This is a genomic window from Streptomyces sp. (assembly GCF_031178505.1).
Taxonomy (GTDB): Bacteria; Actinomycetota; Actinomycetes; order Streptomycetales; family Streptomycetaceae; genus Streptomyces; species Streptomyces gulbargensis.
In genome coordinates this window covers 1-16,861 of the sequence record NZ_JAPSIW010000062.1, presented here as the reverse complement: position 1 = coordinate 16,861, position 16,861 = coordinate 1, and the positions used below count along the sequence as shown (strand labels likewise).

At 72.6% G+C, this 16,861-nt stretch carries 12 protein-coding genes; all 12 read left to right on the top strand.

What is annotated here, in order from left to right; translation table 11 throughout:
* On the top strand, window positions 1-115 hold a 115-nt coding region (locus RIF68_RS07700; protein WP_309050390.1), incomplete at its 5' end, for a nucleoside-diphosphate kinase.
* Between the two features lie 222 nt (window positions 116-337).
* A complete protein-coding gene (locus RIF68_RS07695; RefSeq protein ID WP_309050388.1) occupies window positions 338-1,357 on the top strand; it encodes a rod shape-determining protein in 1,020 nt (339 codons plus the stop codon).
* Between the two features lie 148 nt (window positions 1,358-1,505).
* Complete coding sequence (mreC, locus tag RIF68_RS07690; protein WP_309050387.1) at window positions 1,506-2,561, top strand: rod shape-determining protein MreC; 1,056 nt, start codon at window positions 1,506-1,508, stop codon at window positions 2,559-2,561.
* Window positions 2,558-3,226, top strand: a complete 669-nt coding sequence (gene mreD / locus RIF68_RS07685) for a rod shape-determining protein MreD (RefSeq protein ID WP_309050386.1) — start codon at window positions 2,558-2,560, stop codon at window positions 3,224-3,226. The genes mreC and mreD overlap by 4 nt, the downstream gene beginning before the upstream one ends.
* A 19-nt stretch (window positions 3,227-3,245) precedes the next feature.
* A complete protein-coding gene (mrdA, locus tag RIF68_RS07680; protein ID WP_309050385.1) occupies window positions 3,246-5,432 on the top strand; it encodes a penicillin-binding protein 2 in 2,187 nt (728 codons plus the stop codon).
* 4 nt (window positions 5,433-5,436) lie between these two features.
* Window positions 5,437-6,636, top strand: coding sequence for a rod shape-determining protein RodA (gene rodA, locus RIF68_RS07675; RefSeq protein WP_309050384.1), 1,200 nt, complete (start codon window positions 5,437-5,439; stop codon window positions 6,634-6,636).
* 96 nt (window positions 6,637-6,732) lie between these two features.
* Window positions 6,733-8,337, top strand: a complete 1,605-nt coding sequence (locus tag RIF68_RS07670; RefSeq protein WP_309050383.1) for a CYTH and CHAD domain-containing protein — start codon at window positions 6,733-6,735, stop codon at window positions 8,335-8,337.
* 52 nt (window positions 8,338-8,389) lie between these two features.
* On the top strand, window positions 8,390-10,318 hold the full coding sequence (locus tag RIF68_RS07665; protein ID WP_309050382.1) for a TIGR03960 family B12-binding radical SAM protein: 1,929 nt from the start codon (window positions 8,390-8,392) through the stop codon (window positions 10,316-10,318).
* An 85-nt stretch (window positions 10,319-10,403) separates the two neighbouring features.
* Complete coding sequence (locus tag RIF68_RS07660) at window positions 10,404-11,504, top strand: hypothetical protein (RefSeq protein WP_309050381.1); 1,101 nt, start codon at window positions 10,404-10,406, stop codon at window positions 11,502-11,504.
* 126 nt (window positions 11,505-11,630) lie between these two features.
* Window positions 11,631-12,422 carry a TIGR03936 family radical SAM-associated protein gene (locus RIF68_RS07655; protein ID WP_309050380.1) on the top strand — a complete coding sequence of 264 codons (792 nt, stop codon included), beginning with the start codon at window positions 11,631-11,633 and terminating at the stop codon, window positions 12,420-12,422.
* A gap of 235 nt (window positions 12,423-12,657) precedes the next feature.
* Window positions 12,658-16,503, top strand: a complete 3,846-nt coding sequence (locus tag RIF68_RS07650) for an Rne/Rng family ribonuclease (RefSeq protein WP_309050379.1) — start codon at window positions 12,658-12,660, stop codon at window positions 16,501-16,503.
* Between the two features lie 254 nt (window positions 16,504-16,757).
* On the top strand, window positions 16,758-16,861 hold a 104-nt coding region (locus RIF68_RS07645; protein WP_309050389.1), incomplete at its 3' end, for a bL21 family ribosomal protein.

The window sequence follows — 16,861 nt, the reverse complement described above, 5'->3', positions numbered from 1 at the left end:
CGGCTCCATCCGTGGCGACTACGGCACCATCGTCCGGGAGAACCTCATCCACGCCTCCGACTCGGAGGAGTCGGCGCAGCGCGAGCTGAAGATCTTCTTCCCGGGTCTGGTCTGATCCCGAGTTGAGTCGGCGTCAGCCGAACAGCAGCCAAACGTGGGGCGACCGAAGGAATTTCGGTCGCCCTCAGGCATATGAACGTTCATCCCGGGAACGGATCGCCGCGTCCTACCGTCACCTATACACAGGTGGACCACCGCGCGGTATCCGCGTGAGCGGCACTACGATGGAAAACTCCACGCCGCACCACCCTCAGCCATGGGAAACAAGGGGAGCTCAATGTCGTTCATCGGCCGTGACATGGCTGTCGACCTCGGGACCGCCAACACGCTGGTGTACGTCAGGGGTCGAGGCATCGTTCTGAACGAGCCGTCCGTCGTCGCGATCAACACCAACACCGGCGGCATTCTCGCGGTCGGTTCCGAGGCGAAGAAAATGATCGGGCGCACCCCCGGCAACATCGTCGCCGTCCGCCCGCTCAAGGACGGCGTGATCGCCGACTTCGAGATCACCGAGCGGATGCTCCGCTACTTCATTCTCAAGATCCACAAGCGCCGCTACCTGGCCCGCCCCCGGGTCGTCGTCTGCGTGCCCTCGGGCATCACCGGCGTGGAGCGCCGCGCCGTCATCGAGGCCTCGACCCAGGCCGGCGCCCGCCAGGTCCACATCATCGAGGAGCCCATGGCGGCGGCCATCGGCTCGGGCCTCCCCGTCCACGAGGCGACCGGCAACATGGTCGTCGACATCGGCGGCGGCACGACCGAGGTCGCGGTCATCTCCCTCGGAGGGATCGTCACGGCACAGTCCATCCGGGTGGCCGGTGACGAGCTGGACAACGCGATCATCCAGCACATCAAGAAGGAGTACTCGCTCCTCCTCGGTGAGCGGACCGCCGAACAGATCAAGATCACCATCGGCTCGGCCTACGACCTCGAACAGGACGAGCACACCGAGATCCGCGGCCGCGACCTGGTCTCCGGCCTGCCGAAGACCGTGGTCATCTCGGCCGCCGAGGTGCGCAAGGCCATCGAGGAACCGGTCAACGCGATCGTGGACGCCGTGAAGACCACGCTCGACAAGTGCCCGCCGGAACTGTCCGGTGACGTCATGGACCGCGGCATCGTTCTCACGGGTGGCGGCGCCCTGCTGCGCGGCCTCGACGAGCGCCTGCGCCGCGAGACGGGCATGCCGATCCACATCGCGGAGGACCCGCTGGACTCGGTCGCCCTCGGCTCCGGCAAGTGCGTCGAGGAGTTCGAGGCCCTCCAGCAGGTCCTGGACGCGCAGCCGCGCCGCTGACGCCCGGCCCCGCGCCGTACGACACCCGTACGGCGCCGGGCGCCCGGCACCGTACGAGCGCACCACCCGCGACACCCCGCACGACAGCATCACCCGCACCACCGCACATCTGCACACCGAACCACGAGGAAAGGCACGGCCGCCGCACGTGAGGGACACACGAGAGAGCCGGCTGCTCCTGGTGCTGCTGATCGCCATCGCGTTCGCATTGATCACGGTGGACATCCGCGGCGGCCAGGAGTCGCCGGTCGACGGCGCCCGGCGGGCCGCCGCCGCGGTCTTCGGACCGGTCGAGAACGGCGTCGCGGCGGCCGTCGACCCGGTCGGCAACGCCATAGGCGCGGTGCGCGACTCCGGGGAGCGGCACACCCGGATCGCCGCCCTGGAGAAGGAGAACGCCGAACTCAAGGCGAAGCTCGGCAGCGACGACCGCAACCGCAGCCGCCTGCGCGAGCTCGACACCCTCCTGAAGACGGCCGGCGCCGGCCAGTACGGGATCAAGGGAGCCCAGGTCATCGCCATAGGGTCGGCCCAGGGCTTCTCCTGGACGATCACCATCGACGTGGGCGCCCGGGACGGCATCCAGCGGGACATGACGGTGCTCAACGGCGCCGGTCTCGTCGGCCGCGTCACCACCGTCGGCCCCTCCACCTCCACGGTCCTGCTCGCCAACGACCCCGACTTCACCGTCGGCACCCGGATGGAGAAGACCGACGAGCTCGGCTTCGCCACCGGCCAGGGCGACCGGCCGCTCCTCGTCCAGCTCCTCAACGGCAAGGCGAAGGTGAAGCCGGGCGACCGGCTCGTCACCTTCGGCTCGCAGGGCGACAAGCCGTTCGTGCCCGGCGTGCCCGTCGGCGAGGTCCTGCGCGTCGACCCGTCGGGTGGCGGCCTGACCCGTAACGTCTACGTCCGTCCGTACGTCGGCTTCAGCAAGCTCGACATCGTCGGTGTGGTCGTCCAGGCGCCGCGCTCCAACCCGCGCGACGCCGTCCTGCCGCCGAAGCCGAAGCCGGCGCCGACGGTCACCGTGACCGTCACGCCGAAGCCACCGGCGAACGCCGCGAACGAGGGCCAGAACCAGGCCGGCCGGAACCAGCAGAACCAGAACCTGAACCAGAATCAGAACGCCGACGGGAACGCGAACCAGAACGCGGGCCAGGACCAGCAGGCGCAGCAGGACGAGGGGGACGCGACACCGTGAAGTTCAACCGCATCTTCCTCTCCGCGGCCCTGATCGCGGTCGCCCTCGTCGTCCAGGTCTCCGTCCTCGCCCGCCTCCAGCTCCCCGGAGCCGTCCCCGACCTCGTCCTTCTCACGGTCGTCGCCCTGGCCCTCGTGTACGGACACGTCAGCGGCGCCCTCGTCGGCTTCAGCGCCGGACTGCTCGCCGACTTCGCCCCGCCCGCCGACCACGCCGCCGGCCGCTACGCCCTCGTGCTGTGCGTCATCGGCTACCTCGTCGGCCTCGCCAAGCCCGAGAACGGCCGGCTCACCTCCGCCGCCGTCCCCATGGCCGTGGTCGTCGCCGCCGCCGTCGGCTCCACCCTGCTCTACGCGGGCGTCGGCGCCCTCGTCGGCGACACCGCCGCCCGCCACGTCGGCCTGGGCTCCCTCCTCTTCACCGCGGCCGTCTACGACCTGCTCCTGGCACCCTTCACGGTGCCGCTGATCATGGCTCTGGCCCGCCGCGCCGACAACGACCCGCTCGCCGACACCGGCGGCTCCAACGGCGCCGACGTCTCCTCCGGCTGGCTCTCCTCCGGCACCGGCCTGCGGATCGGCACCCAGCGCGGCGGACTGCGCGTGAAGGCCGCCAGGAGCCGCGCCTCACGGGCCGGGCGCATCAAGGGAGTCAAGCGACTGTGACCGAGGGGGCACCGGCAGCATGAGCAACATCCCCGAGACCGGACGGACCCCCCGGGTCCGGATCCGGCTCGTCGTCATCCAGGTTCTCGTCTTCTCGCTGCTCCTCACCCTGGGGGGACGGCTCTGGTACCTCCAGATCCGCAACGGCAAGGAGTACACGGACGAGGCCAAGAACAACCACGTCCAGCAGGTCGTCCAGCCCGCCGTCCGCGGTTCCATCCTCGACGCCCGCGGGGTCCCGCTCGCCGACAACGAGACCCGCCTCGTCGTCTCCGCCTCGCGCACCGAGCTGATGAAGATGAAGGACAAGGGCAAGGCCGTCCTCACCCGGCTCGCCGGCGTGCTCGAGATGAAGCCCGAGGACGTCATCAACAAGATCCGGCTCTGCGACTCCGAGACGCCCAAGCCCTGCTGGAACGGTTCGCCCTACCAGCCGATCCCGGTCACCGACGAGGCCACCACCCAGCAGGCGCTGACCATCCGCGAGGCCTCCGAGGACTTCCCCGGCATCACCGCCGAACCCACCGCCGTACGCCGCTATCCGGCGCCCGGCAAGGCCCGCACCGCCCAGGTGCTCGGCTACCTCTCGCCGGTCACCGACCAGGAGATCGAGAAGGCCAAGGACACCGACTCGCCGTTCCTCCGCTCCGACCAGGTCGGCCGCTCCGGCATCGAGCGCACGTACGACAAGGAGCTGCGCGGCAAGGCCGGCGTCACCCGCTACGAGGTCGACAACCTCGGCCGCGTCATGGGCCAGACCAAGTCCGACCCCGGCATCGCCGGCTCCACCCTCGTCACCAGCATCGACGCCCGCGTCCAGGCCGTCGCCGAGTACGAGCTCGCTCAGGCCATGAAGGCCGTCCGCCAGGAGACCGACAAGATCACCGGCCGGAAGTACGAGGCCGACGCCGGCGCCGTCGTCGTCATGGAGACGAAGACCGGCCGGGTCGTCGCCATGGCCTCCCAGCCCGACTACGACCCCAACGCCTGGGTCGGCGGCATCTCCGCCTCCGACTACGCCGCCCTCACCAGCAAGAAGTCGAACTACCCGCTCCTCAACCGGGCCATCCAGGGCCAGGCCCCCGCGGGCTCCATCTTCAAGGTGGTGTCCGCGAGCGCCGCCGTCCGCGCCGGACACGGCTTCAACGACCGGTACAACTGCAGCAGCTCCTACAGCCTCGGCGGCCGCAGCTTCGCCAACTTCGAGTCCAAGGGCCACGGCCCCATCACCCTCGGAGAGGCCCTCAAGTTCTCCTGCAACACCGTCTTCTACGCCCTCGGCCACCAGGAGTGGCAGCGCGACGGCGGGCTCAAGCCCAAGAAGGACGCCCACGACTGGTTCTACCGGACCGCCCGCGACTTCGGCCTCGGCGCGGAGACCCGCATCGACCTGCCCAACGAGGTCACCGGCCGCATCCCCGACCGCCAGTGGAAGCAGAGCTTCTGGGAGGCCAACAAGGACGTCTGGTGCAAGCAGGGCAAGAAGGGCGGCAGCTACGTCGAGCAGATCGCCTACGAGAGCTGTCTCGAAGGCAACCAGCTGAAGGCGTACGACAGCATCAACTTCGCCATCGGCCAGGGTGACGTCCTCGTCACCCCCATCCAGATGGCCACCGCCTACGCCGCCATCAGCAACGGCGGCACCCTCTACAACCCCACCGTCGGCAAGGCCGTCATCAGCCCCGACGGCAAGCGCGTCCGCGAGATCAAGCCGGCCCCGCACGGCAAGCTGCCCGTCGGCCCCGAGACCATCCGCGACCTCGACAAGGGCCTGCGCTCCGTCGTCGAACCGGGCGGCACCGCGGCCTGGCGCTTCGGCGGCTGGCCCCAGGACAAGATCCCGATGCGCGCCAAGACCGGCACCGCCCAGGTCTACGGCAAGCAGACCACCTCCTGGCTGGCCACCTACACCGACGACTTCACCATCGTCATGACGATCTCCCAGGGCGGCACCGGCTCCGGCGCCTCCGGCCCCGCCGTACGCAACATCTACGACGCCATGTACGGCCTCGACGACGCCGGCAACCAGGACCTGAAGCGCGCCCTGCTGCCGAAGCCGCAGAAGACCCTGCCGAAGATCAACCCCGACGGCACGATCGACGCCCCCGCCGTCAAGCCCTACGACCCCGAGGCGCAGAAGGTCGATCCCGAGGCGGGCGGGGCGACGCCGCCGCTCGCGGGCCCGCCCCCCGTCTGGAGGGACTGACCCGATGACGACCCGTACCGGCTTCTCCGTCTCCCGCTACGCCCCCGACCGCGGGCCGGTCGCGAAGCTCACCGCCCGCGACTCCGTCCTGCGCCGGCTCGACTGGCCGATGCTGCTCTCCAGCCTCGCCCTGTCGCTCCTGGGGGCCCTGCTCGTCTGGTCCGCCACCCGCGGCCGTACCGAGCTCAACAACGGCGATCCGTACTACTTCCTCTTCCGGCACCTCCTCAACACCGGCATCGGGCTCGCCCTGATGGTCGGCACCGTCTGGCTCGGCCACCGCACCCTGCGCGGGGCCGTGCCGATCCTCTACGGCGTGTCGATCCTGCTGATCCTCGCCGTCCTCACCCCGCTCGGCGCGACCATCAACGGCGCCCACGCGTGGATCGTCATCGGCGGCGGCTTCTCCCTCCAGCCCAGCGAGTTCGTGAAGATCACGATCATTCTGGTCATGGCGGTGCTGCTCGCCTCCAAGGTCGACGCCGGCGACCAGCTCCACCCGGACCACATGACCGTCGCCAAGTCCCTGGTCCTGGCCGCCCTCCCCATGGGCATCGTCATGCTGATGCCGGACCTCGGCTCGGTCATGGTCATGGCCGTCATCGTGCTCGGCGTGCTCCTCGCCTCCGGCGCCTCCAACCGGTGGGTCCTCGGGCTCATCGGCGCCGGCGTCGGCGGCGCCGTCCTCGTCACCGCCCTCGGAATGCTGGACGAGTACCAGATCAACCGGTTCGCCGCCTTCGCCAACCCCGAACTCGATCCGGCCGGCGTCGGCTACAACACCAACCAGGCCCGCATCGCCATCGGCTCCGGCGGCCTCTACGGCGCCGGCCTGTTCAAGGGTCACCAGACCACCGGCCAGTTCGTCCCCGAACAGCAGACCGACTTCATCTTCACCGTCGCCGGCGAGGAGCTCGGCTTCATCGGCGCCGGGTTCATCCTCGTGCTGCTCGGCGTCGTCCTCTGGCGCGCCTGCCGCATCGCCCGCGAGACCACCGAGCTCTACGGCACGGTCGTCGCGGCCGGCATCATCGCCTGGTTCGCCTTCCAGTCCTTCGAGAACATCGGCATGACCCTCGGCATCATGCCGGTCGCCGGCCTGCCGCTGCCCTTCGTCTCGTACGGCGGCTCGTCCATGTTCGCGGTGTGGATAGCGATCGGACTGCTCCAGTCGATCCGGGTCCAGCGCCCCATGACGGCCTGAGCCCCCACCGGGGCCGTGGTCCCGCGAACGGCCGAAAACGGCGGCCGGATCGCGGGACCACGACTGGATCGCGCGACCGGGGCTAGATTCAATGACATGGCCGAGACGAAGCGCGAGACCGAGCGGAAGTACGAAGCCGACGACACCACCACCCTGCCCGACCTGACCCGCGTCCCCGGGGTCGCCCGGGTCACCGACGAAGGCGTCATGGAACTCGACGCCGTCTACTACGACACCCCCGACCTGCGCCTCGCCGCCGACGGGCTCACCCTGCGCCGCCGCACCGGCGGCCGGGACGCCGGCTGGCACCTGAAGTTCCCCGTCGCCCCCGGCGTACGCGACGAGATCCGGGCCCCGCTCTCGGACACGCTCCCACCGGACCTCGCCGCGCTCCTGCGCTCCCGCGTCCGCGACACCGAGGTCGTCCCCGTCGTCCGCCTCCGCTCCTCCCGCGCCGTCCGCCACCTCCTCGGCGACGACGGCACGCTCCTCGCGGAGGTCTCCGTGGACACCGTCCGCGCCGAGCGCAGGGACCGGGGAGCGAAGGGGAAGCGGGCCGCCTGGACCGAGATCGAGGTCGAACTCGCGGACGACGACGCCTTCGGCGGCGAGGCGGCCGGGAGCGCGCGGGCCGGGGCCGGGAGCGACGGGGCCGGGAAGGCCCGCGCCGACGGGGAGGCCTTCCTCGACGCCGTCGGGAAACGCCTCCTCAAGGCGGGCATCCACCCCGCGACCTCCGCCTCCAAGCTCGCCCGCGCCCTGGCCGACACCGGTGCCCGCCCCACCCCCGTCCTCGCCGCCCCGCCCGCCGCGCCCGGCACCGCCGGAGCCGCCGTCCTCGCCTACGTACGCGAACAGATCCGGGCGATCGTCACCCTCGACCCCGCCGTCCGGCGCGACCGGCCGGACGCCGTCCACAGGATGCGGGTCGCCTGCCGGCGCCTGCGCAGCGCCTTCAAGACGTACCGCAAGGTCCTCGACCGGGAGGTCACCGACCCGATCGGGCGCGAGCTGAAGTGGCTCGCCGGCGAACTCGGCGTCGCCCGCGACACGGAGGTCCTCGCCGAACGCCTCCGCGCCCGTGTCGACGCCGTCCCCGGCCCCCTCCTCCTCGGCCCCGTCCAGGGCCGCCTCCGGATCTGGCACACCGCCCGGGAGGCCTCCGCCCGCCGCACCGTCCTCGCCGCCCTCGACTCCGACCGCCACCTCGCCCTCCTCGCCGCCCTCGACCGGCTCCTCGCCGACCCGCCGCTGCGCAAGGCCGCCTCCCGCGACGCCCGCGAGGTTTTCGCCGGCGCCGTCCGCAAGGACCACGACCGCCTCGGCGCCCGGGTCGAACGCGCCCTCGCCCTCGATCCCGGTGAGCGGCGTGACCTCGCCCTCCACGAGGCCCGCAAGGCCGCAAAACGCGCCCGGTACGCCGCCGAGGCCGCCCGCCCCGCCGTCGGCAAACCCGCCCGGCGGTTCGCCAAGCGCGTCAAGGCCCTCCAGACCTGTCTCGGTGACCACCAGGACAGCGTCGTCACCCGCGAGGCGCTGCGCGAACTCGCCATCCAGGCCCACGCGGCCGGCGAGTCCGCCTTCACCTGGGGCGTTCTGTACGGCCGCGAGGCGGCGACGGCGGAGACCCGGGCGGGGGAGCTGCCGGAGCTGTGGGCCCGCGCCTCCGGCCCCGGGCTGCGGGCGGCACTGAGCCGCTGAGCACCGGGGTACGCTTGAGAGTCGCCCCCCTGCCAGCTCACGAAGGTTCGAGATGTCTGCTGCCGAGTCTGTCTTCCCGCAGCTCGAAGCTCTGCTCCCGCACGTGCAGAAGCCGATTCAGTACGTCGGTGGAGAGCTGAACTCCACGGTCAAGCCGTGGGAGTCCGCCGACGTCCGCTGGGCGCTGATGTACCCGGACGCGTACGAGGTCGGCCTGCCCAACCAGGGCGTCATGATCCTCTACGAGGTACTGAACGAGCGTGAGGGCGTCCTCGCGGAGCGCACGTACAGCGTGTGGCCCGACCTCGAGGCGCTGATGCGCGAGCACGGCGTGCCGCAGTTCACCGTCGACAGCCACCGGCCCGTCGGTGCCTTCGACGTGTTCGGTCTGTCCTTCTCGACCGAGCTCGGGTACACCAACATGCTCACCGCCCTCGACCTGGCGGGCATCCCGCTGGAGTCGAAGGACCGGACCGTCGACCATCCCATCGTGCTCGCCGGCGGCCACGCCGCCTTCAACCCCGAGCCGATCGCGGACTTCATCGACGCGGCGATCATCGGCGACGGCGAGCAGGCCGTCCTCGACATGACCGAGATCATCCGCCGGTGGAAGGCCGAGGGCCGGCCCGGCGGCCGCGAGGAGGTCCTGCTCCGTCTCGCGAAGACCGGCTCGGTCTACATCCCGGCGTTCTACGACGTCGAGTACCTGCCGGACGGCCGCATCGGCCGTGTCGTGCCCAACCGCTCCGGCGTGCCGTGGCGCGTGTCCAAGCACACCGTCATGGACCTCGACGAGTGGCCGTACCCCAAGCAGCCCCTCGTCCCGCTCGCGGAGACCGTCCACGAGCGCATGTCCGTCGAGATCTTCCGCGGCTGCACCCGCGGCTGCCGCTTCTGCCAGGCCGGCATGATCACGCGCCCCGTGCGGGAGCGAAGCATCACCGGCATCGGCGAGATGGTGGAGAAGGGCCTCAAGGCCACCGGCTTCGAGGAGGTCGGCCTGCTGTCGCTGTCCTCCGCGGACCACTCCGAGATCGGCGACATCGCCAAGGGCCTGGCCGACCGGTACGAGGAGGACAAGATCGGTCTGTCCCTCCCGTCCACCCGCGTCGACGCCTTCAACGTCGACCTGGCCAACGAGCTGACCCGCAACGGCCGCCGCTCCGGCCTCACCTTCGCCCCCGAGGGCGGCTCCGAGCGCATGCGCAAGGTCATCAACAAGATGGTCTCGGAGGAGGACCTGATCCGGACCGTCTCCACCGCGTACGGCAACGGCTGGCGCCAGGTGAAGCTGTACTTCATGTGCGGCCTGCCCACGGAGACCGACGAGGACGTCCTCCAGATCGCCGACATGGCGATGAACGTGATCGCCGAGGGCCGCAAGGTCTCCGGCCAGAACGACATCCGCTGCACCGTCTCCATCGGCGGTTTCGTCCCCAAGCCGCACACCCCCTTCCAGTGGGCGCCGCAGCTCTCCGCCGAGGAGACCGACGAGCGCCTGGCGAAGCTCCGTGACAAGATCCGCGGTGACAAGAAGTACGGCCGCTCGATCGGCTTCCGCTACCACGACGGCAAGCCCGGCATCGTGGAGGGCCTCCTCTCCCGCGGTGACCGCCGCGTCGGCGCCGTCATCCGGGCGGTCTACGAGGACGGCGGCCGCTTCGACGGCTGGCGCGAGCACTTCTCGTACGACCGCTGGATGGAGTGCGCGGAGAAGACCCTCCCCGAGTTCGGCGTGGACGTGGCCTGGTACACCACCCGCGAGCGCACCTACGAGGAGGTCCTGCCCTGGGACCACCTGGACTCGGGCCTCGACAAGGACTGGCTCTGGGAGGACTGGCAGGACGCCCTCGACGAGACCGAGGTCGAGGACTGCCGCTGGACGCCGTGCTTCGACTGCGGCGTGTGCCCGGCCATGCAGACCGAGATCCAGGTCGGCCCGACCGGCAAGAAGCTCCTGCCGCTGACCGTGGTCAAGTAGTCCGGCCGGAAGGCCCCTCGTAACGCTCCGGTGACGGCCCGTCCCAGGTGAGAACCCTGGGACGGGCCGTCGCGTCATGTCCGGCATGAGCATGGAGAAGCCCGCGCCCCCGCCCGCGCCCGCGCCGGAGGGATGTCTGACGGCGGTCGTCAGGATTCCGGTGAGGATCGTCGTGCTGGTGCTCGTCGTGCCGGTGCGGATGGTGTGGGACGTCCTCGCCGCCGGTGGGCGGTTCGTCGGCCGGTCCGTGCTGCGGCCGCTGGGGCGGGGACTCGCCGCCGCGGGGGTGTGGCTCGGGCGGGCGCTGTTCGTGTGGCCGTGGGTCGCGCTGTGGCGGTACGTCCTCGGGCCGGTGCTGCGGTACGGGATCGCCGTGCCGTCCGCCTGGCTGTACCGGGCCGTCCTGACACCGCTCGGCCACGGCCTCGTCCGCCTGGCGGAGGTGCTGGTGCGGGCACCGGCCGCCTGGCTGTACCACGCGGTGCTCACCCCGTTGGGCCAGGGCCTCGCGTGGTTCTTCTCACGACTGGGCCGCGGGCTCGCGCTCGGCGGCGGGTGGCTGCTGCGGGCGCTGTTCGTGTGGCCCTGGGTGGGGCTCTGGCGGTACGTGCTCGTGCCCCTCGTGCGGTACGGCATCGTGCTGCCGCTCTCCTGGCTGTGGCGGTACGCGGTCGTGCCGGCCGCGCGGTACGGGATCGCGCTGCCGCTCGGGCTGCTCTGGCGGTACGCCGTCGTCCTGCCGTTCGGCAGGCTCGGCCGGCGCGTGCTCCTGCCCGTGGCGCGGGAGATCGGGGCGGCGTTCGTCGTCGGCTGGCGCGTCGCCGGGTTCGTCTCGCGCGCCGTCGGCCGGGCCCTCGCCCTCCTCGCCCGCACCCTCGTCGGCCGGCCCGCCGCCTGGTTCTACCGGAGCGTGTGCACACCCGTCGGCCACTGGGTCCGTGACTCCCTGTGGACCCCCGCGCGGAAGGCGGCGGCGGAGGCGGGGCGCGCCGTCCGGGGGACCCTGGCCGCCGCGCGGGCCACGGTGCGCCAAGCCCGTGCGGACGCCTGGCGGGCGCTGGTGGGCGGCACCCGGGTGCCGGAGGCCGGGGAACCGGAGGTGGCCAAGGCGCGTACTCTGGGTAGTACAAGGAATGTCCCCGGCGCGGTGCCCGCCCCTGAGATCTCCCCGCAGACGCGGGGGTGATCCGGGCAGGCCCCCCAGGGGCCGCCCCATGAGCTTCCGGGCGGTGCGCCACCCGCGCCCGCCCCGCACCGAGGAGAAGAACCACTGGGCAAGCGACAGCCCGAAGGCCCGCCGCCCGCACCGGCGGTGCAGCGCATTCGTCTGCGCTACACCAAGCGCGGCCGCCTCCGGTTCACCAGCCACCGTGACTTCCAGCGCGCCTTCGAGCGCGCCCTGCGCCGCGCCGAGGTGCCCATGGCGTACTCGGCCGGCTTCACCCCGCACCCCAAGGTGTCGTACGCCAACGCCGCGCCGACGGGCACCGGCTCCGAGGCCGAGTACCTGGAGATCGCCCTCACCGAGCGGCGCGACCCCGAGACCCTCCGGGCCCTGCTGGACGAGTCCCTGCCGGACGGGCTCGACATCACCGACGCCGTCGAGGCCCGCACCTCCGGCCTCGCCGACCGGCTCACCGCCTCCGTGTGGGAGCTGCGGCTCGACGGTGTCACCGTCGAGGAGGCCGAGAAGGCCGTGGCCGCGTTCAACGCGGCCGAGGCCGTGGAGGTCCAGCGCAAGACCAAGAACGGCATCCGCACCTTCGACGCCCGTTCCGCCGTCGCCGAACTCGTCGCAGCGCGTCCCCAGGCCGATTCCCACGGTGATAGGCCGCTGGACAGTGCCTGTGCGATACTGCGGCTGGTTGTTCGGCACGAGACACCCGCCGTACGACCCGACGACGTCCTGTCCGGTCTCCGAGCTGTGGCCGACCTGGCGCCGCCGGTCCCCGCAGCGGTGACCAGGCTGGCGCAGGGCCCCTTCGACGAGGAGTCCGGCACGGTGACCGACCCGCTCGCGCCCGACCGCGAGGCAGTCACGGCCGCTCCACCCACGGCCGCCGCGACCGCTTCAGCGACGGCGCCGAGTGCGGGCACCGCGTAGGGAGCGGTCGTCGTAGCGCCGCCCTCGTACTCGGGAGCCACCTGGGTCGGGCAGCGCACTGACCAGAAGACTTTCGCCAGGCCGTACGCATCGGGCGTACGGAACCGGCGAGCCAGACATACAGCTCCCGTGCGGCGCCCGCGCCCCGGACGGCGGCACCGCGCCCCAGGCGTGACCGTGCCGCCGGACCGGAATCCGACGCGGCGCCCGGGAGCGTGACGGGAGAACCGCCCGCATGCTCGAACACGACGAGAACAACAACGACACCAACGCCCCCGGGGACAAGCTGCCGCCGCGCCGCAGGCGCCGCGCCGCATCCCGCCCGGCCGGCCCGCCGGTGACCGCCGGTGCCACCGAGGCCGTCGAGACCCCGGAGCCCGCCGCGCCGGTCGCGGAGACCGCGCCCGCCGCCGAGACCACCGAGGCTCCGGCCCCGCGCACCCGCCGCCGTGCGACGCGCAAGGCCACCGCTCCGGTGACCTCCCCGGCGCCCGCGGACGAGCCGGTCGCCGCCGAGGCCGCCCCCGTGGAGGAGCCGGCCGCCGAGGTGCCCGAAGCGGCGCCCGCCCCGCGCACCCGCCGCCGTGCGACGCGCAAGGCCACCGCTCCGGTGACCTCCCCGGCGCCCGCGGACGAGCCGGTCGCCGCCGAGGCCACCCCGGTGGAGGAGCCGGCCGCCGAGGCCGCGCCCGCCGCCGAGACCGCCGAGGCTCCGGCCCCGCGCACCCGCCGCCGCGCCACCCGCAAGGCCACCGCGCCCGTCACGTCGCCGACCGCCGCCGCTGCCGCCGAGGAGCCCGTCACCCAGGTCGCCGCCGCGCCGGCCGCCGAGGCCGCGCCCGTCGAGGCTCCGGAGGCCGAGCCCGCGCCGCGCACCCGGCGCCGCGCCACCCGCAAGGCGACCGCCCCCGTGACCTCCCCGGCGCCCGCCGCCGAGGAGCCGGCCGCCGGCGAGTCGCTGCCGGGTGACACCGTCGCGCAGATCGCCGCCGACGAGGCCGAGGTCACCGCCGCCGAGACCGCCGCCACCCGTGGCCGCGGCCGCCGCCGCGCCACCTCGCCGCAGTTCGCCGCCGAGCCCGCCCCGGCGGCCGAGGAGACCGGCCGGCCGCGCCGCGCCGGCCGCCCCGCCGTCCCCGTCTTCCAGCCCCCGGTCTTCACCGAGCCGATGTTCCAGACCCCGGAGACGGCGGCCGCCATCGCCGCCGCCGAGGCCGTGGAGGACGACGAGGAGCTGGAGGAGTTCGAGGAGACCGCCCCGGCGCCCGAGGCCGTGGAGACCGCCGAGCGCGCCGAGTCCGGCTCGCGCCGCCGTCGCCGCCGCCGCGGTGAGCCCGTCGCCGTCGAGCCCGTCCCGGCCACCGTCGCCGACGAGCCCGAGGTGGAGTCCGCCGAGGCCGCCGAAGAGGCGCAGGCGGCCGAGGAGGCCGAGGAGACCGACGAGTACGAGGACCGCCCGTCCCGCCGCCGCCGTCGCGGTGGCCGCCGCCGTCGCCGCGGCGAGCTCGCCGACACGGAGGAGTCCGAGGAGTCGGAGGAGTACCACGCCGAGGACGAGGGCGAGGAAGCCGCCGAGGGCGAGGACGAGCACGAGGAGAACGACGGCCTGAACGGCGGCGGCTCCAGCAGCTCCCGCCGTCGCCGGCGCCGCCGCCGGCGCAGCGGTGACGCCGCCGCCGAGGCGGAGGCCGCCGAGGAGGACGGCGTCCGTACGGTCGTCAAGGTCCGCGAGCCGCGCCCGGCCCGCGAGAAGGCCGAGCCCGGCACCGGCATGGACGAGGTCCAGTCCATCAAGGGCTCGACCCGTCTGGAGGCGAAGAAGCAGCGCCGCCGCGAGGGCCGCGAGCAGGGCCGCCGCCGCGTGCCGATCATCACCGAGGCCGAGTTCCTCGCCCGCCGCGAGGCCGTCGAGCGGGTGATGGTCGTCCGCCAGAACGGCGAGCGCACCCAGATCGGCGTCCTGGAGGACAACGTCCTCGTCGAGCACTACGTCAACAAGGAGCAGGCCACCTCCTACGTCGGCAACGTCTACCTGGGCAAGGTCCAGAACGTGCTGCCGTCGATGGAGGCCGCCTTCGTCGACATCGGCAAGGGCCGCAACGCCGTCCTGTACGCCGGTGAGGTCAACTTCGAGGCGCTCGGCATGGCCAACGGGCCGCGCCGCATCGAGACCGCCCTCAAGTCCGGCCAGTCGGTCCTCGTCCAGGTGACGAAGGACCCGATCGGCCACAAGGGCGCCCGTCTGACCAGCCAGGTCTCCCTCCCGGGCCGCTACCTCGTGTACGTCCCCGAGGGCTCGATGACCGGCATCAGCCGCAAGCTCCCGGACACCGAGCGGGCCCGTCTGAAGACCATCCTCAAGAAGATCGTCCCCGAGGACGCGGGCGTCATCGTGCGCACCGCCGCCGAGGGCGCGAGCGAGGACGAGCTGCGCCGTGACGTCGAGCGTCTGCAGGCCCAGTGGGAGGACATCCGGAAGAAGGCGCAGAGCGGCAACGCCCCGACGCTGCTCTACGGCGAGCCGGACATGACCGTCCGCGTCGTCCGCGACATCTTCAACGAGGACTTCTCCAAGGTCATCGTCAGCGGCGACGAGGCCTGGGAGACCATCCACGGGTACGTCTCCCACGTCGCGCCCGACCTGGTCGACCGCCTGTCCAAGTGGACGAGCGAGGTCGACGTCTTCGCCACGTACCGGATCGACGAGCAGCTGATGAAGGCGCTGGACCGCAAGGTCTGGCTGCCGTCCGGCGGCTCGCTGGTGATCGACAAGACCGAGGCGATGGTCGTGGTCGACGTCAACACCGGCAAGTTCACCGGCCAGGGCGGCAACCTGGAGGAGACCGTCACCAGGAACAACCTGGAGGCGGCCGAGGAGATCGTGCGCCAGCTGCGGCTGCGCGACCTCGGTGGCATCGTCGTGATCGACTTCATCGACATGGTCCTGGAGTCCAACCGCGACCTGGTGCTGCGCCGCCTCCTGGAGTGCCTGGGCCGCGACCGGACCAAGCACCAGGTGGCCGAGGTCACCTCGCTCGGCCTGGTGCAGATGACCCGCAAGCGGGTCGGCCAGGGCCTGCTGGAGTCCTTCTCCGAGACCTGCGTCCACTGCAACGGCCGCGGTGTCATCGTCCACATGGAGCAGCCGACCACCGCCGGCGGCGGTGGCGGCGGCAAGCGCTCGAAGAAGCGCGGCCGCGGCGGCGCCGAGCACGTCCACGAGCACGAGGCCGTCGAGACCCCGGCCGAGGAGGCCGAGGTGGAGACCGAGGCCGAGGTCGCGGCGGAGATCGCCGCCCCGGTGGCCGTGGAGGAGCCCTTCCGCCCCGACGAGGAGCTGTACAGCAGCGTCGCGGAGGCCGAGGCCGCCGCCTCGCGCGGCCGTGGCCGGCGCCGCGCCTCCCGGCGCGCCACCGCCCCGGTCGCCTCGACGCCGGTCGTCGAGACCGACGCCGTGGAGCTGGTCGAGGACGCGGCCGAGACCGCGCCCGTGACCCCGGAGCCCCAGCCGGTCGCGGAGACCGCCCCGGAGCCGGCCCCGGCCGAGCGGCCGGAGCCCGCCGCGGAGGAGAGCGCCGCGCCCGCGCCGCGTACCCGCCGCCGCGCCACCCGCAAGGTGTCCGCGCCGGTCGTCTCCACCACCCCCGTGGCGGAGGCCGAGGTCGTCGTGGAGGCGGCCCCGGAGCCGGTCGCGGCGCCCGAGCCCGCCCCGGCGCCCGAGCCGGCCGCCGAGGAGGCCCCCGCCGCCGCGCCGCGCACCCGCCGCCGGGTGGTCCGCAAGGCCACCGCCCCGGCCGGTTCGCCCTCGGGCGCCGAGGAGGCGGCCGTGGTCGTCCTGCCCGCGGCCACCGCCCAGGACGCGCCGGAGACCCCCGCCGCGGAGCCGCAGGCCGAGCCGGAGTCCGAGGCCGCCCCGGCGGCCCGGAAGACGGCCCGCAAGACGGCGAAGAAGGCGGCCCCGGCCAAGAAGACCGCCGCGAAGAAGACGGCGGCCAAGAAGACGGCGGCGAAGAAGACCACCGCCAAGAAGACCACCGCCAAGAAGGCGGCGGAGAAGTCCCCGGCTCAGGCCCAGGACTGATCCGGTCCGTTCCACCGGCGCGGACCGCCCCAGCACGGGGCGGTCCGCACCCGGTCGGGCGAATTTGACCCCCCGCGTCAGCCGCCCGTACCCTAGGTCGTCGGCGTGTCTGTAGGGCGCGCCGCACCTCTGAGCACCTCCCTCCCGCCCGTCGGGAGAGGCCGCTCGTCCGATCCCGGATCACCACGGACCCCTCGGGGACCGTGTGGGCGGCTGGCGTCAGAGGTTCCATCGCGAGTGAGAGAGAGATCCGCGTGTACGCCATCGTGCGCAGCGGTGGTCGCCAGCACAAGGTTGCTGTCGGCGACATCGTTGAGGTTGACAAGATTTCCACTGCCAAGGTTGGCGACACGGTCGA